The following is a 20759-nucleotide window of genomic DNA, read 5'->3' as shown; positions in this document are numbered from 1 at the left end:
ATTGGAGGGACTGATGATGCTGCCTCATTTAATCCTGGTTTTGCTTTGTTCTTTGACTGGCAATTTGTACCTTGATTTCGGAGATCAGAGATTATGTTGAAAGCGCGATTTATACAGTACATCTCAGAGCAAAAGAAATATTCAGCTCATACGCAGACGGCCTATGCACAGGATCTACTGCAATTTGAAGATTTCATTACGGAAAGATATGAGCTCTCCTTTGAAGGGGTGCAGCATCTTCATGCACGCGAATACATCGTTTACCTGATGGATCAGGGGATAGGTGCGAGTTCTATTGGTCGTAAGCTCTCCACATTGCGCAGCTTTTACAAATACCTTCAACGTCAGGGGCAAATCTCCCGTAATCCGATGCTGCTGGTTAAAGCACCTAAAGTGGCAAAGAAACTGCCGGTGTTTGTGGATGACCACAAAATGGATGAGCTGCTGGATTCTACCGTTCTGTTTGATGATAGTTTCCCTTCGGTTCGGGACAAGATGATGATGGAGCTGTTTTTCGGCACCGGGATGCGATTGTCTGAACTCATTGGGCTGCAGGAATCGGATTTTAGTTTCTACGAGCATACCGTTAAGGTTTTAGGTAAAGGGAACAAGGAGCGAATTGTGCCGATCAGTCCGCAACTTTCTGCACAACTCGAGGCTTTCCTGGAGCTGAAAAGGCTACAGCAGTTTGAAACGAAGGCAACCGCGCTGTTCGTTACCGACAAAGGGGAGGCCCTATACCCTAAATATGTTTATAATAAAGTAAAGCACTACCTGGCGCTGGTGTCTACACAGGACAAGCGGAGTCCGCATGTTTTAAGACATTCTTACGCGACCAGTTTGCTGAACCGGGGTGCAGACCTCAACGCAATAAAGGAGCTGCTTGGCCACGCCAGTTTGGCTGCCACGCAGGTATATACCCACAATTCCATTGAAAGACTTAAATCAATTTATAAACAAGCCCATCCAAAGGCGTAACAAAGGAGGAAAAAATGAAGATTACAATTCAATCAATCCGTTTCGATGCAGACATCAAATTGTTAAACTTTATTCAGAAGAAGTCAAATAAGCTGGACCAGTACTTTGACCAGATTGTGAGTGGGGCCGTTTACCTGAAACTGGCCAAAGTGGAAGATGAGGCAAACAAGATTTGCGAGATTAAACTCAGTGTACCTGGTGGAACCATGTTCGCAAAGGCGCAATGTAAATCCTTTGAAGAGGCAACAGATTTGTCGGTTGAGTCACTGATTAAGCAAATCATCAGGCATAAAGCAAAAAATCGTGCAAAAAGTTTTGAGCATAAAGATTTTTTAAGGACATATGAAGTTGCTGAGTATTAGGGATATATTTTAGCAAGCAGACAAAAAGGGATTGGCAGTACATAAACTGCCAATCTTTTTTTTGAAAAAAGTTTTGGACAGTTGAAATATGCGTGTATATTTGCATTCCATTTCAGGGACAGCGTTTCGCTTCAAAACAAGAAATGGATTGTTCTGTGAAATTATAGTATTAGCCTCCTTAGCTCAGCTGGTAGAGCAACTGACTTGTAATCAGTAGGTCATTGGTTCGATCCCGATAGGAGGCTCAATACGGGGAGATACCAGAGTGGCCAAATGGGACAGACTGTAACTCTGTTGTCGCAAGACTTCGAAGGTTCGAATCCTTCTCTCCCCACCATTAAGAAGCGGAAGTAGCTCAGTTGGTAGAGCGATAGCCTTCCAAGCTATAGGTCGCGAGTTCGAACCTCGTCTTCCGCTCTAAAATTGGATGGGCTGTTCGGCAGAACATAAGGAATTAAAAGCCGAAGTAGCTCAGCGGTAGAGCACTTCCTTGGTAAGGAAGAGGTCGTGGGTTCAAGTCCCATCTTTGGCTCAAAAAAGAAACAAGAGACTTTGTTAATCTGTAATAATACACAGCATGAACAAGGTCTTCTGCATTGAAATTACAACAACAAATAAAAATAAAAGTTAACCTACTAATAAGTATAAAAACATGGCAAAAGAAAAGTTTGACCGCAGTAAGCCGCACTTAAACATCGGCACAATCGGTCACGTTGACCACGGTAAAACAACCTTAACAGCAGCTATCACGAAAGTGTTATCTGATGCTGGTTTATCTGAGGCGCGTTCATTTGATTCTATTGACTCAGCTCCTGAGGAAAAAGAAAGAGGTATCACTATTAACACTGCACACGTTGAGTATTCAACTGCTAACCGTCACTATGCTCACGTTGACTGTCCAGGTCACGCGGATTACGTGAAAAACATGGTTACAGGTGCGGCGCAAATGGATGGTGCTATTATCGTTGTAGCTGCTACAGATGGTCCGATGCCACAAACTCGCGAGCACATTCTATTGGCTCGTCAGGTAGGTGTTCCTTCATTGGTAGTATTCATGAACAAAGTGGATATGGTTGACGATCCTGAATTACTAGAATTAGTAGAGATGGAAGTTCGTGAATTATTATCTTTCTATGACTTCCCAGGTGATGACATTCCAGTTATCCAAGGATCTGCACTAGGTGGATTGAACGGTGACGCGAAATGGGTTGCTAAAATCATGGAATTAATGGATGCTGTTGATAGCTACATTCCAATTCCTCCACGTTTGACTGACCTTCCATTCTTAATGCCTGTTGAAGATGTATTCTCGATCACTGGTCGTGGTACTGTTGCAACTGGTCGTATTGAGCGTGGTGTAATCAACTCTGGTGATCCAGTTGAGATCTTGGGTATGGGTGCTGAAAATCTTAAATCAACTGTAACAGGTGTTGAGATGTTCCGTAAGATCCTTGATTATGGTGAAGCAGGTGATAACGTAGGTCTATTGTTACGTGGTATTGAGAAAACTGATATCCGTCGTGGTATGGTTATCTGTAAACCAGGTTCTGTAACACCTCACACAGATTTCAAAGCTGAGATCTATGTATTATCAAAAGCTGAAGGTGGTCGTCACACACCATTCTTTAATAAATACCGTCCACAATTCTATTTCCGTACCACAGACGTAACTGGTGAGATCTCACTAGCTGAAGGAACTGAAATGGTTATGCCAGGTGATAACGTTACCATCAATGTTAAATTGATCAACGCAATCGCAATGGAAAAAGGTCTACGTTTCGCTATCCGTGAAGGTGGTAGAACAGTAGGTGCTGGTCAGGTAACTGAAATCGTTAAATAATTATTGGCGCAAGCTAATATCAAATAGAGCTTAGTACTTGGATACGGCGGAATTTGGCTCATTCAAGTACTAAGTTTTTTTAAACACGGGAATAGTTCAATGGTAGAATAGAGGTCTCCAAAACCTTTGATCAGGGTTCGAATCCTTGTTCCCGTGCAAAAAATAGAATAATGGCTAAAGTAGTTCAGTTTGTAAAAGAATCGTATGAAGAAATGACCCAAAAGGTTACCTGGCCTACATGGGGCGAATTGCAAAATTCGGCTGTGTTGGTTTTAGTTGCCTCTTTAGTCATTGCAATCGTTATCTTTGCAATGGATAAGGGTTCTGTATTCGTACTGGATACTTTTTATAAATCACTCTCAAATTAATAAGCTAGAATGGACGATCAGTTAAAGTGGTATGTGGTTAGGGCTGTTAGTGGAAAAGAGAAGAAGGTAAAACAGTACATCGATTCTGAAATCAGCCGTTTAGGTCTTTCTGAAAGAGTTCCTCAGGTATTGATCCCAATGGAGAAATACTACCAAATGAAAGAGGGCAAGAAAATAGCTAAAGAACGTAACTTCTACCCTGGATATGTGTTAGTCGAAGCTCAACTGGATGGTGAGCTTGAGCACGTTATAAAAGGTGTAAATAGTGTTATCGGATTTCTGGGTGACAAAAATGGTACTCCGGTTCCAATGCGCCAGGCAGAAGTTAACCGCATTTTAGGTAAGGTTGACGAGATGAGCCAGCAAAGTGAGGTCATGAGTGTATCTTACTATGTAGGTGAAAACATTAAAGTAATGGACGGACCGTTTAACGGATTTACCGGCGTTATTGAAGAAGTAAACGAAGAAAAGAAAAAACTAAAAGTAATGGTTAAGATCTTCGGTCGTAAGACACCGCTTGAACTTAACTACATGCAAGTAGAAAAAGAGTAATCCTCCAAAGGGGTTACTTCTCTATTATAAAAACCTTAAATGTTACTTGCTTCCAACTAATAACATTGAGTATTCAAATTAACAAAACAGAAAATGGCAAAAGAAGTCAGTGCGCTTGTTAAATTACAAATCAAGGGTGGAGCTGCAAATCCTTCGCCACCGGTAGGACCTGCGTTAGGTGCTAAAGGTGTGAACATCATGGAGTTTTGCAAGCAATTCAATGCTCGGACCCAAGATAAGCCCGGTAAAGTATTACCAGTTGTAATTACTGTTTATGCTGACAAGTCTTTCGAATTCATCATCAAAACCCCTCCTGTTGCGATCCAGTTAAAAGATGCAACTAAATTAGCGAGTGGTTCTGCTGAGCCCAACCGTAAAAAAGTTGGTTCGGTGACTTGGGATCAGGTTAGATCGATTGCTGAAGATAAGATGTCAGATTTAAATGCATTTACTATCGAGTCGGCAATGAGTATGGTTGCCGGTACAGCACGCAGTATGGGAATCACCGTTAGCGGTGATGCGCCCTGGACAAATTAATTAACAAAAAACAGTTTACAACAGTGGCTAAATTAACAAAAAATCAAAAAAAGGCACATGCTAAACTAGAATCTGGTAAAACGTATTCTTTACAGGATGCGGCTGCTTTGGTAAAAGAAATTACTACAACTAAATTTGATGCATCAGTAGATATTGATGTATCTTTGGGCGTAGATCCACGTAAAGCCAATCAAATGGTACGTGGTATTGCTACTTTACCACATGGTACAGGTAAAACTGTACGTGTATTAGTTCTTTGTAATCCTGATAAGGAAGAAGAGGCTAAAGCGGCAGGTGCAGATTTCGTCGGTTTAGATGAATATGTGTCTAAGATTGAAGGTGGATGGACAGATGTTGACATTATTATCACTACTCCTGCGTGTATGGCAAAAGTAGGTAAACTGGGCCGCGTTTTAGGTCCACGTAACCTTATGCCAAACCCTAAATCAGGAACTGTAACCAATGAAGTTGGAAAAGCAGTTAATGAGGTAAAAGCAGGTAAGATTGATTTTAAAGTTGACAAAACTGGAATCATTCATGCTTCGATAGGAAAAGTATCATTCCCAGCAGAGAAAATATATGAAAATGCTTTAGAAGTACTTCAGGTAATTTCAAAATTAAAACCATCTGCTGCAAAAGGAACTTATTTCAAGAGCATACATGTTTCTTCAACAATGAGTCCTGGAATTGCAATCGAAACTAAATCAGTAGCGGGGATCTAATTATGAACAGAGAAGAAAAACACGAACTAGTTTCAACTCTGCAAGCTAAAATGCAACAGTACGGCAATTTCTATATTGCAGATACTTCAGCATTATCAGTTGCAAAAGTGAATAATATCCGCCGCAAATGTTTTGAGAGCGGGATTGAAATGCAGGTAGCTAAAAACTCTTTAATCAGAAAGGCGATTGAAGGATTAGATGGCGACGCATCAGAGATCTTTGCAGCACTAAAAGGTCAATCAGCATTATTGTTCTCAGAACAAAGCAATGGTCCAGCTAAGCTGATCAAAGCCCTGAGAAAAGGATCTGATAAACCAGTGTTAAAAGCAGCTTATATCGATGCATCGGTATACGTTGGTGATAATCACTTAGATGCTTTGGTAAACATCAAATCGAGAGAAGAGCTTATCGGAGACATCGTTGGATTATTACAATCACCTGCTAAAAACGTTATTTCAGCGTTAAAATCAAGCGGTGGCAAAATTGCAGGAATTGTTAAAACTCTTCAAGAAAGAGAAGGTTAAGAAACACCTGATAAGTTTCATATTATAACAAATTATTTTACGTAAATTTTTAAAATCTATAAAAATGGCAGATTTAAAAGCGTTTGCTGAGCAATTGGTAAACTTAACAGTTAAAGAAGTTAACGAATTAGCTCAAATCTTGAAAGACGAGTATGGTATTGAACCAGCTGCTGCTGCAGTTGCTGTTGCAGGACCTGCTGCTGATGCTGCTCCGGCTGCAGAAGAAAAAACTACTTTTGATGTAATATTGAAAGAAGCTGGTGGTGCTAAATTAGCAGTTGTGAAGTTGGTAAAAGACTTAACTGGTCTAGGCTTGAAAGAAGCTAAAGACTTAGTTGATGGTGCTCCAAAAGAACTTAAAGCTGGTGTTGCTAAAGACGAAGCTGAAGCGTTGAAAAAACAACTTGAAGAAGCTGGAGCTGTAGTTGAAATTAAGTAATCACTTAATTTAACCACATTTTATTATAGACTCCGACTGAATAGTCGGAGTCTATACCTGTTTATAAACTTTTCATTTTGCTTGGTTGATGAAAATGTATAACGGCAAACCAAACAAATAGTTTATTCTTAAAGTAAATTAACTTTAGTCCATTGGCAAATAAAGTCGACCAAAGAGTAAATTTTGCACGTAGTAAGCATATCATAGATTACCCAGATTTTCTGGATGTGCAGTTGCAATCGTTCCGCGAGTTCTTCCAGATCGAAACTACCTCAGATAACCGTCACACAGAAGGCTTGTTTAAGGTTTTTGCGGAGAACTTCCCAATTACAGATTCAAGAAATATTTTCGTTCTTGAGTTCTTAGATTATTTTATCGATCCACCGCGTTATGATATACCTGAGTGTATCGACCGTGGATTGACTTATAGTGTTCCGTTGAAGGCTAAGTTAAAGCTTTCTTGTAACGATGCGGAGCACGAAGATTTCGAAACCATTATTCAGGATGTATACCTAGGTACCATACCTTACATGACCCCCAAGGGTACATTCGTTATCAACGGCGCAGAGCGTGTAATTGTATCACAGTTACACAGGTCTCCAGGTGTGTTCTTCGGCCAAAGCCGTCACACAAATGGAACTAAGCTTTATTCTGCACGTGTAATTCCTTTCAAAGGATCATGGATCGAGTTTGCTACTGACGTAAATAACGTTATGTACGCGTACATCGACCGTAAGAAAAAATTCCCGGTAACCACTTTATTGCGTGCTATTGGTTATGACTCTGATAAGGATATCTTAGAACTATTTGATTTAGCTGATGAAGTAAAAGTTAGCAAATCTGGTTTAAAGAAATACATTGGTCGTAAACTAGCTGCGAGAGTTCTTAGAAAATGGGTTGAAGATTTTGTTGACGAGGATACCGGTGAGGTTGTGTCAATAGATCGTAACGAAGTTATCTTAGACAGGGATACTGTTTTAGAAGAAGATCACATCGATATGATCATCGATGCTGGCGTAAAAACAATCATCTTATCTAAAGAAGACGGCGCCAGCCAGGCTGATTATACCATCATATATAATACTTTACAAAAAGATACTTCAAACTCCGAAAAAGAGGCTGTTGAAAACATCTACCGTGCTTTGCGTAACGCAGAACCACCTGATGAGGAAACTGCTAGAGGTATCATTGAGCGTTTGTTCTTCTCAGACAAACGTTATGACCTTGGTGATGTGGGTCGTTACCGCATCAACAGGAAACTGAAAATGGATACCCCGGATCACGTGAAGGTGTTAACAAAAGCAGATATTATCGCGATTGTGAAGTACCTGATCAAATTGATCAACTCCAAAGAAGAGGTGGATGATATTGATCACTTGTCGAACCGTCGTGTTCGTACCGTAGGTGAGCAATTGTACGCCCAGTTTGGTGTTGGTTTAGCACGTATGGCCCGTACCATCCGCGAACGTATGAACATCCGTGATAATGAGGTTTTCACACCTACAGATTTGATTAATGCCCGTACACTATCGTCGGTTATTAACTCATTCTTTGGTACCAACCAGTTGTCGCAGTTCATGGACCAGACTAACCCATTGGCAGAGATCACGCACAAGCGTCGTTTATCAGCTTTAGGTCCAGGTGGTCTTTCACGTGAGCGTGCAGGTTTCGAGGTTCGTGACGTTCACTATACGCACTACGGTCGTTTGTGTACGATTGAAACGCCAGAGGGACCAAACATTGGTTTGATTTCATCTTTGTGTGTTCACGCGAAAATCAATAACTTAGGTTTCATTGAAACACCATACAAACGCGTTGTTGACGGTGTTGTTTCTGTAGATGAGCCTGTTATTTACTTATCAGCAGAGGATGAGGATGGTAAAACCATCGCGCAGGCTAATGCGGAGTATGATGACAAAGGTAACTTCACCACCACTCGTGTTAAAGCACGTTATGAGGGTGACTTCCCGGTTATTGAGCCTGAGAAATTAGACTTAATGGACGTAGCGCCGAATCAGATTACTTCGATCGCTGCTTCCTTGATTCCTTTCCTTGAGCATGATGATGCGAACAGGGCTTTGATGGGATCGAACATGCAACGTCAGGCCGTACCATTGTTACGTCCTGAAGCACCAATCGTTGGTACAGGTTTGGAAGGTCGCGTTGCTCGTGACTCCAGAACTTTGATCAATGCTGAAGGTGATGGTGTTGTAGAGTATGTTGATGCGAATGAAATCACCATTAAATATGAGCGTAACGATGCAGATCGTTTGGTTTCATTTGAAGGTGACAGCAAGACTTATAGATTAATTAAATTCAAGAAAACCAACCAGAATACCTGTATCAACCTGAAGCCGATCGTTAAGAAAGGTCAACGTGTTGTTAAAGGTCAGGTACTTTGTGAGGGATATGCAACTGAGAATGGTGAGCTGGCATTAGGAAGAAACCTAAAAGTTGCTTTCATGCCTTGGCAAGGTTACAACTTTGAGGATGCGATCGTTATTAACGAGCGTATTGTTAGAGAAGATATCTTCACTTCGCTTCACATCGAAGAGTTTGAATTAGAGGTGCGTGATACAAAACGTGGGGAAGAGGAGTTAACACCAGATATCCCGAACGTTTCTGAAGAAGCAACCAGAGATTTAGATGAAAACGGTATTATCCGAATCGGTGCTGAAGTTAAAGAAGGTGACATCCTAATCGGTAAGATTACACCTAAAGGCGAGTCTGATCCTTCTCCGGAAGAGAAATTACTTCGTGCAATTTTTGGAGATAAAGCTGGTGATGTGAAAGATGCATCACTGAAAACACCTCCATCAATTAAAGGTGTGGTAATTGATACCAAGTTGTTCTCCAGAGCTAAGAAAACCACTAAAGCGGAAGAGAAATCTGCAATAGAGAAATTAGACAAGAGATACGAACTTGCAACAACTAACCTTAAAAATGAGCTGGTAGACAAATTGTTCCAGATTGTGAATGGCAAAACATCACAAGGTGTTTTCAACGTTTACAAGGAAATGTTGTTCCCTAAAGGAGCGAAGTTCACTCAGAAAAGTTTAGCTGATCTGGAGTATGCGCACATCAATCCATACAAATGGACTACTGATGATGACAAAAACGAGCAGATCAAAATGTTGATCCATAACTATGGTATCCGCGTAAACGAAGAGCTTGGTGCATACAAGCGTGACAAATTCGCCATCAGTGTTGGTGATGAGTTGCCATCAGGTATTGTACAAATGGCCAAGGTTTATGTTGCTAAAAAACGTAAATTGAAAGTAGGGGATAAGATGGCGGGTCGTCACGGTAATAAGGGTATTGTTGCCCGTATCGTTCGTGATGAAGATATGCCTTTCCTTGAAGACGGAACACCGGTTGATATCGTGTTGAACCCACTGGGTGTACCTTCACGTATGAACCTTGGACAGATCTACGAAACTGTATTGGCTTGGGCTGGTAAAGAATTGGGCGTGAAATTCGCGACTCCAATCTTTGATGGTGCGAAGTTACATGAGGTTGAAGAGTGGATTGCCAAAGCTGGTGTACCTGCTACAGGAAGAACCTACTTATATAACGGTTTAACAGGTGAGCGTTTCGACCAACCAACTACAGTAGGTATTATCTACATGCTGAAATTGGGTCACATGGTTGATGATAAGATGCACGCACGTTCAATCGGACCATACTCTCTAATTACACAACAGCCATTGGGTGGTAAAGCCCAGTTCGGTGGTCAGCGTTTTGGTGAGATGGAGGTTTGGGCACTGGAAGCATTTGGTGCAGCCAACATTCTACAAGAGATCTTAACCGTTAAGTCGGATGATGTTATTGGTAGAGCGAAAACTTATGAAGCAATTGTAAAAGGAGAGAACCTCCCTACACCAGGTGTACCAGAATCATTTAATGTATTGGTACATGAGCTACGCGGATTAGGTTTGGATATTACGTTAGACTAAAAGTTTTAAGAAAGAATGGTACGCTGCGAGGCGTACCATTTTAAGCTTATCACTTAAAACTCAAAAAAGCTATGTCTTACAAAAAGGATAATAAATTAAAAAGCAACTTCACCTCGATTACCATTAGCCTGGCCTCGCCTGAGGCTATTTTGGAGCGTTCGAGCGGTGAGGTCTTGAAACCTGAGACGATCAACTATCGTACATACAAACCTGAGCGTGATGGTTTGTTCTGCGAGCGTATTTTCGGTCCGGTAAAAGATTACGAATGTCATTGCGGTAAGTACAAACGTATCCGTTATAAAGGTATTGTTTGTGACCGTTGTGGTGTTGAGGTTACAGAAAAGAAAGTACGAAGAGAGCGTATGGGTCACATTAACCTTGTGGTTCCTGTTGCGCACATTTGGTACTTCCGTTCATTGCCTAACAAAATCGGTTACTTATTAGGACTTCCAACCAAAAGATTAGACCTGATCATTTACTACGAGCGTTATGTAGTAATTCAGCCTGGTTTTATGGCAGAAGAAGGTATTCAGCACATGGACTTCCTTACTGAGGAAGAATACCTGGATATCTTAGATAAGTTGCCTAAAGAGAATCAATATCTTGATGACAAGGATCCAAACAAATTCATCGCTAAGATGGGTGCTGAAGCTTTGGAAGACTTGTTGAAGCGTATTGATTTAGATACTTTATCGTACAACCTTCGTCACCAGGCAGCAACTGAAACTTCTCAGCAACGTAAAAACGAAGCTTTGAAACGTCTTCAGGTTGTTGAAGCTTTCCGTGGTGCAAGAACACGCATTGAGAATAATCCGGAGTGGATGATTATCAAGATTGTTCCTGTTATCCCGCCTGAGTTACGTCCATTGGTTCCTTTGGAAGGTGGTCGTTTCGCAACTTCAGATTTGAACGATTTATATCGTCGTGTGATTATCCGTAACAACCGTCTAAAGCGTTTGATCGAGATTAAAGCACCTGAGGTTATCTTGCGTAACGAAAAACGTATGTTACAGGAAGCTGTTGACTCGTTGTTCGATAACTCCCGTAAAGTAAACGCAGTTAAGACTGAAGGTAACCGTGCCTTGAAATCACTTTCAGATATCCTGAAAGGTAAACAAGGTCGTTTCCGTCAGAACTTATTAGGTAAACGTGTGGATTACTCTGCGCGTTCGGTAATTGTTGTAGGTCCAAACCTTAAATTACACGAATGTGGTTTACCTAAAGATATGGCAGCTGAGCTTTTCAAACCGTTTATCATTCGTAAGATGATTGAACGCGGTATTGTTAAGACCGTTAAATCTGCTAAGAAAATTGTTGATAGAAAAGATCCATTAGTTTGGGACATTCTTGAAAACGTATTGAAGGGTCACCCTGTATTGCTTAACCGTGCACCTACGTTACACAGGTTGGGTATTCAGGCTTTCCAACCAAGATTAATTGAAGGAAAGGCGATCCAGTTACACCCACTTGTTTGTACAGCATTCAACGCGGATTTTGACGGTGACCAGATGGCCGTGCATTTACCTTTAGGTCATGCAGCTATTTTGGAAGCCCAGGTATTGATGCTTGCAGCACACAACATTCTTAACCCAGCGAACGGTACCCCGATTACAGTACCTTCTCAGGATATGGTTTTAGGTCTTTACTACATTACTAAAGGCCGTAAAACTGATGAAGCGCGTGTGGTTAAAGGACAAGGTTCAATCTTCTATTCATCTGAAGAGGTGATCATCGCTTACAACGAGAAACGCATTGACTTACATGCTTTCATTAAAGTAAAAGCGAATGTTAAACAAGAGGATGGAACGATTGTAAATCAACTGATCGACACTACTGTAGGCCGTGTATTGTTTAACCAAATGGTACCGGAAGAAGTAGGTTACATCAATGAACTATTGACTAAGAAATCTCTTAGAGATATCATTGGTCATGTTGTGAAAGTTACCGGTATGGCCCGTGCAGCTAAATTCTTGGATGATATCAAAGAATTAGGTTTCCAAATGGCATTCCGTGGTGGACTATCATTTAACCTTCAGGATGTAAACATTCCTGATGAAAAACAAACATTATTAGCACAGGCATCAGCGGAAGTTGAAGAAGTAAGGAATAACTATAACATGGGATTCATTACCAACAACGAACGTTACAATCAGATCATTGATATCTGGACCCGTATCAATAACCGCTTAACATCATTCGTGATGACGCAGTTATCGAGCGATCAGCAAGGTTTCAACTCTGTATACATGATGCTTGATTCCGGAGCCCGTGGTTCTAAAGAGCAGATTCGTCAGCTTTGCGGTATGCGTGGATTGATGGCGAAGCCTCAAAAATCCGGTTCTGGTGGTGAGATTATTGAAAACCCGATTCTTTCGAACTTTAAAGAAGGACTTTCGGTATTAGAATACTTCATTTCTACCCACGGTGCGCGTAAAGGTTTGGCGGATACGGCCTTGAAAACAGCTGATGCTGGTTACTTGACCCGTCGTCTGCATGACGTTGCGCAGGATATGATCGTGAATTCTGAAGACTGTGGTACTTTAAGAGGTAGGTATACTACTGCCCTTAAGGATCAGGAAGACATCGTGGAGCCATTATACGACAGAATTTTAGGTCGTATCTCTCTACACGATGTTTACAACCCAGTTGATGGAAAGCTTTTAGTAGGTGCTGGTCAGGATATCGACGAGGACATCGCTAAAGCAATCGAAGAGTCTCCGATTGATGGTGTTGAAATTCGTTCGGTATTAACCTGCGAGAATAAACGTGGTGTTTGTGCATTGTGTTACGGTCGTAACCTTGCTTCTGGAAAGCGTGTTCAAAAAGGTGAGGCTGTAGGTGTAATTGCTGCACAGTCTATCGGTGAGCCGGGTACACAGCTTACACTTCGTACGTTCCACGTCGGTGGTACTGCATCAAACATTGCTGCTGAATCTCAAGTTGTGGCTAAGTTTGACGGTATTATCGAGTTTGAAAACGTACGTACCGTTGAGAATGAAACTGAAGATGGTTTACAACAAATCGTACTAGGACGTTCAGGTGAATTCAAAATTATCGAAGAAGGTTCTGGTAAAGTGTTAATGACCAACAACATTCCTTACGGTTCATTCCTATTTGTTGAAGACGGTGCGAAAATCACCAAAGGCGACAAGATCTGTTCATGGGATCCATATAACGCGGTAATTATCTCCGAGTTTGCCGGTAAAATCGAGTTTGATGCAATCGTTGAAGGTGTAACCTTCCGTGAAGAGTCAGATGAGCAAACTGGTCACCGTGAAAAAGTAATTATCGACACCAGGGATAAAACTAAAAACCCGTCGGTAAGAGTTGTTGACAAAAAAGGTGAACTGATCCGTGCATATAACATCCCGGTAGGAGCGCACATCGCGATTGACGAAGGTGATGCTGTTAAAACTGGTCAGATCTTAGTTAAGATACCACGTACAAGCGGAAAAACACGAGATATTACGGGTGGTCTTCCACGTGTAACCGAGTTGTTCGAAGCACGTAACCCATCTAACCCTGCTGTAGTAACAGAGATTGATGGTGTGGTAACTCTAGGTGGTGTGAAACGTGGTAACCGCGAGATCACCATTGAATCTAAAGATGGTGAAGTTAAAAAATATCTGGTACCATTGTCGAAACACATCCTGGTTCAGGATAATGACTTCATCAAAGCGGGTATGCCTTTATCTGATGGTTCAATTTCACCTGCTGACATCCTTGCAATTAAAGGCCCTGCAGCTGTACAGGAATACCTGGTGAATGGTGTACAAGAGGTTTACCGTTTACAAGGTGTGAAAATTAACGATAAGCACTTCGAGGTTATTGTTCACCAGATGATGCAGAAAGTTCACATCGAAGATCCGGGAGATACTATTTTCTTAGAAAATAACTCTGTAGACCGTTGGGACTTCATGATTGAGAATGACGAGATCTATGACAAAAAAGTAGTTGTAGACGCTGGTGATTCAGAAACTGTGAAACCAGGTATGATCTTATCTATGCGTAAGTTAAGAGATGAAAATTCTCAGCTTAAACGTAAGGATATGAAACAGATCACCGTTCGTGATGCAAGACCTGCTACTGCAAGTTCTATCCTTCAGGGTATCACACGTGCATCCCTTGGTACTAAATCATTCATCTCTGCAGCTTCCTTCCAAGAAACCACTAAGGTGTTGAATGAGGCAGCTATCGCTGGTAAACGTGACCACATGTTAGGCTTGAAAGAAAACGTTATCGTTGGTCACCTGATTCCTTCAGGTACTGGTGTACGTGGCTACGAGCGTATCATTGTAGGTTCTCAGGAAGAATACGACAAGTTGTTGGCTTCAAAACAAGAAGAAGTAGAAGCATAAGCTCCTGCATAATCATATCAAATCCCCCTTCAGCAATGTTGGGGGATTTTTTTTTGAATAATCACCAAATCTATACCTCCTGTAGCATTAAAAAAGTAGTTTTGTTATTATGGAAGAGCAAAACAACGAAAACCAGCTTAATATAGAATTGTCAGAAGAAGTTGCAGAAGGTATCTTCTCCAACCTGGCCATCATCACCCATTCCAATACGGAGTTTGTATTAGACTTCATCAGGGTAATGCCCGGTGTTCCAAAAGCAAGAGTTAAATCGAGGATTATCCTTACGCCAGAGCATGCAAAACGTCTTGTAGAGGCCATGCAGGATAATGTAGAAAAATATGAGGCTTTACACGGCAGAATTAAGACACAGGAGCCACCAGCTTTGCCAATGGGCTTTGGCGGACCAACCGCACAAGCTTAAGCACTAAATGCCTTAGCCCGTATAATTTTATAAGTTATCTGATCTGTATTGATCGATATAATCCAGGATTTCGGTGGTTTGTTCGGGCGCAAACCACTTGATTTCTTCATCTTTCCTGAACCAGGTGAGTTGCCGCTTGGCAAAACGTCGCGTGTTTTGTTTAATCTTATTTACCGCTTCCACTAAGCCACAAGTGCCATCAAGGTAGTCGAACAGCTCTGCATAGCCAACGGTCTTCAAGGCATTCAGTTCCCGGTGGGGTAGCAATCGTTTAACCTCCTCCAGTAAACCGGCGTCCATCATTTGATCTACCCGCTGATTAATCTGGTTATAGAGCTGCTGACGGTCTTTATTTAGCCCTATTTTGATGATGTTAAATGGTCTTGGCTTCTTGCTATTGCTCTGAAAGGAGGAAAGCTTCTTCCCTGTAGACAACACAAACTCCAATCCGCGGATGACACGTTGGGTGTTAAACTGATCTACCTGTGCATAATATTCAGGGTCTAGCGCAGCGAGCCTGGCTTTGATGCCGTTCAGTCCTTCCGCTTGAAACTCGTCGTTTAAAGCTGCCCGAATGGAAAGGTCCGTAGCCGGAAGATCATCCAGGCCGTTCAGCAGTGCATTCACATAGAGTCCGGAACCACCGACAAGCACCACCTGGTCATGTGCCTCGAAGAGGTTGGTCAGCAAGGCCATGGCCTGTACTTCAAAGTCGCCGGTAGAGAACAGTTCCGTGATGTGGTGGGAGCTGATGAAATGATGTGGCGCAGCAGCAAGTTCTTCCGGGGAAGGCTTCGCAGTACCGATCTCCATTTCCTTGAAAAACTGCCTGGAGTCGGCGGAGATGATCTGCGTATGCAGATGCTGCGCCACTTTAATGGCCAAGGCTGTCTTGCCGACAGCCGTTGGACCAACAATTGAAATGAGTGTCTTAGATGATGCCTTAGCTGGCATTAATAATCTTCTTTATCGCCGTACGTCTCATCCTCGTAGTTCTCGTCATCTGAGAACTCGTCAGTGTCTGTGCTGTCGTCCGAATCGTCGTCATCATCACTGGCTGCACCAGCATTAATACCACGACCGTCCATTGCTTCCAGCTCTTCTGTATCCTCCGGAACAAAGTTCATCTCGTTCAGGAAATCGAAGTCGCTGGACACCGGATTGCTTGAAACCGCCACTTGTCCGAAGTTATTTTTGTCGATGATCTTTGGTGCCTCACCGATCTTTTTAATAATCGCAGGGTATTCCACGTTCGGATCCGCCTGAAGGATGATTTTGATCAACTCCACATGGAAGTCGAAGGGGCGATCAAAGTTATATATGTAATAGAATTTCTGGTGTGGGTCTTCGATGAAGCTGCTCAGTTTGGAGTTCTCCATAAGTGCTACACCGCGGTCAACTTTACGTTGATTTGGAAGATAAGCGATTTCATCGCCTTTGATCCAGTGATCAGTACTGATATAAAAAGAAGAAGATTTCTCTGGATTATAGCCTGTAGAACGATGAATGGCCAGGTGCAGATCTACAAAAGTCTGATTGGACTTGATATCAATCTCCCGAACTACCTCATCAAAATCTTCAAAGCTTACCTTAAATCTATATATCGCCATTGGTCTATTTTCTTACTAAAATTAAAAAATAAATTTATTATTTATAAAGGTAATGTTGTCAGGGGTTTCAGCCCAAATTCACCGCCTTTGCGAAGCATGAACTTTAACGCCTCGTCGTAGCTATTTGGTATTTCACCCTCAAGAATAGCTTCTCTAATTGCATTTTTAATCAGGCCCACTTCTTTTCCGGCCTTAATGCCGAAGGTGCTCATGATGTCTTCACCCGTAATTGGCGGCTGCCAGTTGCGCACCTTATCGCGTTCTTCAACATCCTTAAGCTTTTGCTTCACCAGCTCAAAGTTGTTGCGGTATTTCTTTACTTTATATTCGTTTTTGGTGGTTACATCTGCGTTGCACAGCATCATCAGGCCCTCAATGTCGTCACCGGCATCAAAGAGTAAGCGCCTAACGGCGGAATCTGTAACCACTTCCTGCGCCAGTACGATGGGGCGCAAGTGCAGCTGCACAAGCTTCTGCACCAATTTCATCTTCTCGTTTAAAGGCAGCTTCAGCTGCGCAAAAATCTGCGGCACCATGCGTGCACCTTTATCCTCATGCCCATGGAATGTCCAGCCGTGCCCGTTTTCAAAACGCTTGGTTGCAGGCTTGGCAATATCATGCAGAATCGCAGCCCAGCGGAGCCAGAGGTCGTCCGTGTCTTTGCAGATGTTGTCCAGCACCTGAAGGGTATGGTAGAAATTGTCCTTATGACCTTTGCCGTTGATGATCTCAACGCCGTACAGGTTGGCCATTTGTGGGAAAATCAGCTGCAGCAAGCCCGTATCAAAAAGATACTTGAAACCCACGGATGGAACCGGGGAAGAGATGATCTTATTCAGCTCATCGGTAATCCTTTCTTTAGAAACGATGCTGATGCGGCTTTTCTGTTTAGCGATGGCTTCCAGGGTTTGCGCTTCAATGGCAAAGGAAAGTTGTGAAGCGAAGCGGATGCCCCGCATCATGCGTAATGGGTCATCGGAAAACGTGAGCTCGGGCTCCAGGGGTGTCTTAATGATCTTTTCGCGCAAGTCACTAACACCATTAAAAGGATCCACCAGCTCGCCATAATTGGCTTTATTTAAAGAAATCGCTAAGGCATTGATGGTGAAATCGCGACGAAGCTGATCATCTTTGATCGTGCCGTTTTCCACGATAGGCTTACGGGAATCTGCGCGGTAGGATTCTTTTCTGGCGCCGACAAACTCAATTTCAAGATCCTGGTAGCGCAACATGGCGGTACCGAAGTTCTTAAATACGCTCACTTTGGCGTTAAGCTGTTTAGCGGCCAGTTCGGCAAATTCAATACCATTGCCTAAAACAACGATATCGATGTCTTTAGAGGGGCGTTCCAATAGTAAATCCCGCACAAAACCGCCTATCACGTAAGCTTCAATTTGGTTTTTATCGGCAATATTGGCCAGCAACTTAAAAACAGGATGCCTTAAATGTTCTTCCATAGCGTATTCCTCGTGCTTTAGCCCTGAATTCAGGCAATCTGCGGAGTTTTGCAAAAGTAGTAAAACTTACTTTCTAATAAAGGAAAATTGCCCGCCAGCCCCGATTTTAATGATTGTAGAAGGGTTCTTTTCCGTCCGGTCATCCTGCTGGTGTTCCACGATATAGTCTACCTGGGATTTCACTTCTTCACTGATCATGTCAAAGTTTTTCGGGCTCGGTTCACCGGAAATGTTGGCTGAAGTAGAGACAATCGGCTTTCTGAACCGCTGTAGCAGCTGCTGCGTAAAATCATGGCGCACCACACGAATGCCGACACTGCCATCCAGATTCATCACGTTTTTAGCCAGGTTCTTTGCGTTATCAAAGATCACGGTCATCGGTGTTTCCGCATATTCAATCAGGTCGTATGCCACTTCAGGCACTTCTGAAACGTAACTCTGGATCTTTGCATCCGTATCCAAAAGGATGATGAAACTTTTGTCGGCCGCACGCCCTTTGATTTGGTTGATCTTTTCTACCGCCGCTTCATTGGTGGCATCGCATCCCAAGCCCCAGATCGTATCTGTAGGATAGAGAATTACACCACCTTCTTTCAACACGGCAAGACACTTGTCGATATCAGTTTTAAACATCTGGCAAAATTACGAATTGAAAAGGAATTATCGCTTTGAAGCAATGCCTTCATAGAAGGCCATAAGCTGTGCAGCGATCACCTCATTGTTAAATTTCTGCACAAATTTCAGGCCCTGATCAGCCATGTTGCGACAACTTTCAGGCGCATTCAAGAGTTTGTTCGTTGCATTGGCCAGCGCGGTATGGTCCTGCGGGTTGATATAGATGCTGTCTGGGCCGCCAGCTTCTTCCAGGCAGGAGCCTGTTGCGGCAATAACCGGCACGCCGGAGTATAAAGCTTCAATGATGGGGATGCCGAAGCCTTCGTATAGAGAAGGGTAGACAAATACTTTCGCCAACTGGTAAATGCCGGGCAGGTCCATGAAGGAGACGTCTTTCAAAAAGACAACGCGGGCATGTAAACCCAAGCGCTCGATCTCTGCATGTAGCTTTTTCGCATACGGTTGCTGTTTCCCGATGAGCACCAATTTACAGGCTTCAGGTAAAGAAGGTAGCGCCTTTATTAGCAGCAGCTGATTCTTCCGTTCTTCAATGGTGCCTACATTTAAGATGTATTGCTCCGGAAGGGCATATCTCACTTTAATCTCCGCAAGGCGATCCTGTTTGAAAGGCTGCTTGAAGCTGTCATCGCAGCTTTGGTAAATGACGCTGACCTTTTCTGCGGGGACCTTAAACAGCTCAATGAGATCCTGACGGGTTCTTTCGCTAATGGCAATCACCGCATCTGCTTTGCGACAGGCATATTGCCCTTTGAAACGGTAGATCTGCCGGTCTATGAAGGGAAAGTATTGAGGAAATCTGATGTAGATCAAGTCGTGGATGGTCACTATGGACTTAATCCCTGATGTGGCAATGCCGAAGGGAAGCTCCTGACTTAAGCCGTGGTACAACGTGATGTTGTCTGCTTTCAGTTGCTTCAATATCCCGAAGCTCCGCCATAGAAAGCTGCTCCAGGCAAGTTTTAGCTTTACGCCACGGGTTTTAAAGAAAGCCGTGATCTGGGGATGATCCTTAACCTTGGGGGCATAGACAAGATATTCGTTATTGGGGAAGTAATTTGCCAGTTGTAATATCAACGAGCGGCTATAATTACCTAAGCCGGTTAAATTATTGGCCGCTCGTTTACCGTCAAATCCGATTTTCATTAAACAGCTACGTTGTTTTCTCTTAACGCATCATTCAATGATGTCTTCTTATCTGTAGATTCTTTTCTCTTACCGATGATCAATGCACATGGAACCTGGTATTCTCCTGCAGGGAATTTCTTCGCGTAGGTACCTGGGATTACAACCGACCGTGCTGGCACAATACCTTTGTATTCTATAGGCTCCGGACCAGTAACGTCGATGATTTTAGTAGATGCGGTAAGGACCACATTAGCACCTAATACGGCTTCACTTTCTACACGTACACCTTCAACCACAATTGCTCTTGAACCGATGAATACGTTATCTTCAATGATAACCGGTGCAGCCTGAATTGGCTCTAACACACCTCCGATACCAACGCCACCGCTTAAGTGTACATTTTTACCGATCTGCGCACATGAACCTACAGTAGCCCAGGTATCTACCATTGTACCTTCGTCAACATAAGCACCGATGTTTACATAAGATGGCATCATGATTACACCTTTAGCCAGGTAAGCACCAAAACGTGCAATACCATGAGGTACTACGCGAACACCAAGTTCTTTGTAATTGGTTTTCAGCTTCATTTTATCATGAAACACGAAAGGACCAACCTCAATTTCGCGCATCTTTCTGATCGGAAAGTATAATATTACCGCTTTTTTAACCCATTCGTTGATGCCCCATGAATTCATAATTGGTTCAGCAACGCGAAGTTCGCCTCTGTCTAACTGCATAATTACAGTTTCAATGGCCTCTGCATACTCGCTATATTCTAATAAAGATCTGTCCTCCCATGCGGCCTCTATCAACTTTCTTAAATCTGCTATCATGTTTTTTATCTAATTTTTGACAAAATAAATCAATTTTA

The 20759-nt window shown here is 42.6% G+C and carries 18 protein-coding genes and 5 tRNA genes; 17 read left to right on the top strand and 6 right to left on the bottom strand.

The features are described 5' to 3' along the window. Window positions 1-93: 93 nt before the first annotated feature. From IEW69_RS15900 to IEW69_RS15820, 17 genes are all read left to right on the top strand, one after another. Window positions 94-978 (top strand): tyrosine-type recombinase/integrase, encoded by an 885-nt coding sequence (locus tag IEW69_RS15900; RefSeq protein ID WP_188627869.1) that lies wholly within the window; start codon window positions 94-96, stop codon window positions 976-978. A 14-nt stretch (window positions 979-992) separates the two neighbouring features. After that, complete coding sequence (gene hpf / locus IEW69_RS15895) at window positions 993-1340, top strand: ribosome hibernation-promoting factor, HPF/YfiA family (RefSeq protein ID WP_188627868.1); 348 nt, start codon at window positions 993-995, stop codon at window positions 1338-1340. A 172-nt stretch (window positions 1341-1512) separates the two neighbouring features. Beyond that, window positions 1513-1585, top strand: a tRNA-Thr gene (locus IEW69_RS15890). A 6-nt stretch (window positions 1586-1591) separates the two neighbouring features. Beyond that, window positions 1592-1677: transfer RNA gene (locus IEW69_RS15885), tRNA-Tyr, on the top strand. 7 nt (window positions 1678-1684) lie between these two features. After that, window positions 1685-1757, top strand: a tRNA-Gly gene (locus IEW69_RS15880). A gap of 43 nt (window positions 1758-1800) precedes the next feature. Beyond that, window positions 1801-1872, top strand: a tRNA-Thr gene (locus IEW69_RS15875). A 120-nt stretch (window positions 1873-1992) separates the two neighbouring features. Further along, window positions 1993-3180, top strand: a complete 1188-nt coding sequence (gene tuf / locus IEW69_RS15870; RefSeq protein ID WP_188627867.1) for an elongation factor Tu — start codon at window positions 1993-1995, stop codon at window positions 3178-3180. 85 nt (window positions 3181-3265) lie between these two features. Beyond that, a tRNA-Trp gene (locus IEW69_RS15865) sits at window positions 3266-3336 on the top strand. Between the two features lie 14 nt (window positions 3337-3350). Further along, the gene (gene secE / locus IEW69_RS15860) at window positions 3351-3548 is read left to right on the top strand and encodes a preprotein translocase subunit SecE (protein WP_188627866.1); all 198 of its coding nucleotides are present in this window, start codon (window positions 3351-3353) and stop codon (window positions 3546-3548) included. Between the two features lie 9 nt (window positions 3549-3557). Beyond that, window positions 3558-4100, top strand: coding sequence for a transcription termination/antitermination protein NusG (gene nusG / locus IEW69_RS15855; protein WP_188627865.1), 543 nt, complete (start codon window positions 3558-3560; stop codon window positions 4098-4100). Window positions 4101-4193: 93 nt separating this feature from the next. Then, window positions 4194-4637 carry a 50S ribosomal protein L11 gene (rplK, locus tag IEW69_RS15850; protein ID WP_188627864.1) on the top strand — a complete coding sequence of 148 codons (444 nt, stop codon included), beginning with the start codon at window positions 4194-4196 and terminating at the stop codon, window positions 4635-4637. Window positions 4638-4660: 23 nt separating this feature from the next. After that, window positions 4661-5359 (top strand): 50S ribosomal protein L1, encoded by a 699-nt coding sequence (gene rplA / locus IEW69_RS15845; protein WP_188627863.1) that lies wholly within the window; start codon window positions 4661-4663, stop codon window positions 5357-5359. 2 nt (window positions 5360-5361) lie between these two features. Continuing rightward, window positions 5362-5883, top strand: coding sequence for a 50S ribosomal protein L10 (gene rplJ / locus IEW69_RS15840; protein WP_188627862.1), 522 nt, complete (start codon window positions 5362-5364; stop codon window positions 5881-5883). Between the two features lie 64 nt (window positions 5884-5947). Further along, window positions 5948-6322, top strand: a complete 375-nt coding sequence (gene rplL, locus IEW69_RS15835; RefSeq protein ID WP_188627861.1) for a 50S ribosomal protein L7/L12 — start codon at window positions 5948-5950, stop codon at window positions 6320-6322. A 152-nt stretch (window positions 6323-6474) separates the two neighbouring features. Further along, a complete protein-coding gene (gene rpoB, locus IEW69_RS15830; protein WP_188627860.1) occupies window positions 6475-10278 on the top strand; it encodes a DNA-directed RNA polymerase subunit beta in 3804 nt (1267 codons plus the stop codon). Between the two features lie 71 nt (window positions 10279-10349). After that, window positions 10350-14636 carry a DNA-directed RNA polymerase subunit beta' gene (rpoC, locus tag IEW69_RS15825; RefSeq protein WP_188627859.1) on the top strand — a complete coding sequence of 1429 codons (4287 nt, stop codon included), beginning with the start codon at window positions 10350-10352 and terminating at the stop codon, window positions 14634-14636. Between the two features lie 109 nt (window positions 14637-14745). Continuing rightward, complete coding sequence (locus tag IEW69_RS15820) at window positions 14746-15057, top strand: DUF3467 domain-containing protein (RefSeq protein ID WP_188627858.1); 312 nt, start codon at window positions 14746-14748, stop codon at window positions 15055-15057. 27 nt (window positions 15058-15084) lie between these two features. Here IEW69_RS15820 and miaA read toward each other — a convergent pair whose 3' ends face one another. The 6 genes from miaA to IEW69_RS15790 form a co-directional block, all read right to left on the bottom strand. Further along, a complete protein-coding gene (miaA, locus tag IEW69_RS15815) occupies window positions 15085-16011 on the bottom strand; it encodes a tRNA (adenosine(37)-N6)-dimethylallyltransferase MiaA (protein WP_188627857.1) in 927 nt (308 codons plus the stop codon). Further along, entirely contained in the window at window positions 16011-16667 is a 657-nt protein-coding gene (locus IEW69_RS15810) for an IS1096 element passenger TnpR family protein (RefSeq protein WP_188627856.1), read from the bottom strand. Before IEW69_RS15810 ends, miaA begins: the two co-directional genes overlap by 1 nt. A 41-nt stretch (window positions 16668-16708) precedes the next feature. Next, complete coding sequence (locus IEW69_RS15805; protein ID WP_188627855.1) at window positions 16709-18124, bottom strand: CCA tRNA nucleotidyltransferase; 1416 nt, start codon at window positions 18122-18124, stop codon at window positions 16709-16711. 66 nt (window positions 18125-18190) lie between these two features. Beyond that, a complete protein-coding gene (locus IEW69_RS15800) occupies window positions 18191-18757 on the bottom strand; it encodes an L-threonylcarbamoyladenylate synthase (protein ID WP_188627854.1) in 567 nt (188 codons plus the stop codon). A gap of 27 nt (window positions 18758-18784) precedes the next feature. Further along, entirely contained in the window at window positions 18785-19903 is a 1119-nt protein-coding gene (locus IEW69_RS15795) for a glycosyltransferase family 4 protein (RefSeq protein ID WP_188627853.1), read from the bottom strand. Then, complete coding sequence (locus IEW69_RS15790; RefSeq protein ID WP_188627852.1) at window positions 19903-20721, bottom strand: 2,3,4,5-tetrahydropyridine-2,6-dicarboxylate N-succinyltransferase; 819 nt, start codon at window positions 20719-20721, stop codon at window positions 19903-19905. Before IEW69_RS15790 ends, IEW69_RS15795 begins: the two co-directional genes overlap by 1 nt. Window positions 20722-20759: the final 38 nt, after the last annotated feature.

Source organism: Pedobacter quisquiliarum (genome assembly GCF_014642175.1).
GTDB classification, from domain to species: domain Bacteria; phylum Bacteroidota; class Bacteroidia; order Sphingobacteriales; family Sphingobacteriaceae; genus Pedobacter; species Pedobacter quisquiliarum.
The sequence above is the reverse complement of the archived record's forward strand: the minus strand, read 5'-3'. Positions and strand labels throughout refer to the sequence as shown.

Excerpts from the sequence above, each read along its gene's own strand:
- IEW69_RS15900 (WP_188627869.1), top strand. The coding sequence starts at position 94 with ATGTTGAAAGCGCGATTTATACAGTACATCTCAGAGCAAAAGAAATAT.
- hpf (WP_188627868.1), top strand. The coding sequence starts at position 993 with ATGAAGATTACAATTCAATCAATCCGTTTCGATGCAGACATCAAATTG.
- tuf (WP_188627867.1), top strand. The coding sequence starts at position 1,993 with ATGGCAAAAGAAAAGTTTGACCGCAGTAAGCCGCACTTAAACATCGGC.
- secE (WP_188627866.1), top strand. The coding sequence starts at position 3,351 with ATGGCTAAAGTAGTTCAGTTTGTAAAAGAATCGTATGAAGAAATGACC.
- nusG (WP_188627865.1), top strand. The coding sequence starts at position 3,558 with ATGGACGATCAGTTAAAGTGGTATGTGGTTAGGGCTGTTAGTGGAAAA.
- rplK (WP_188627864.1), top strand. The coding sequence starts at position 4,194 with ATGGCAAAAGAAGTCAGTGCGCTTGTTAAATTACAAATCAAGGGTGGA.
- rplJ (WP_188627862.1), top strand. The coding sequence starts at position 5,362 with ATGAACAGAGAAGAAAAACACGAACTAGTTTCAACTCTGCAAGCTAAA.
- rplL (WP_188627861.1), top strand. The coding sequence starts at position 5,948 with ATGGCAGATTTAAAAGCGTTTGCTGAGCAATTGGTAAACTTAACAGTT.
- rpoC (WP_188627859.1), top strand. The coding sequence starts at position 10,350 with ATGTCTTACAAAAAGGATAATAAATTAAAAAGCAACTTCACCTCGATT.
- IEW69_RS15820 (WP_188627858.1), top strand. The coding sequence starts at position 14,746 with ATGGAAGAGCAAAACAACGAAAACCAGCTTAATATAGAATTGTCAGAA.
- miaA (WP_188627857.1), bottom strand. The coding sequence starts at position 16,011 with ATGCCAGCTAAGGCATCATCTAAGACACTCATTTCAATTGTTGGTCCA.
- IEW69_RS15810 (WP_188627856.1), bottom strand. The coding sequence starts at position 16,667 with ATGGCGATATATAGATTTAAGGTAAGCTTTGAAGATTTTGATGAGGTA.
- IEW69_RS15805 (WP_188627855.1), bottom strand. The coding sequence starts at position 18,124 with ATGGAAGAACATTTAAGGCATCCTGTTTTTAAGTTGCTGGCCAATATT.
- IEW69_RS15800 (WP_188627854.1), bottom strand. The coding sequence starts at position 18,757 with ATGTTTAAAACTGATATCGACAAGTGTCTTGCCGTGTTGAAAGAAGGT.
- IEW69_RS15795 (WP_188627853.1), bottom strand. The coding sequence starts at position 19,903 with ATGAAAATCGGATTTGACGGTAAACGAGCGGCCAATAATTTAACCGGC.
- IEW69_RS15790 (WP_188627852.1), bottom strand. The coding sequence starts at position 20,721 with ATGATAGCAGATTTAAGAAAGTTGATAGAGGCCGCATGGGAGGACAGA.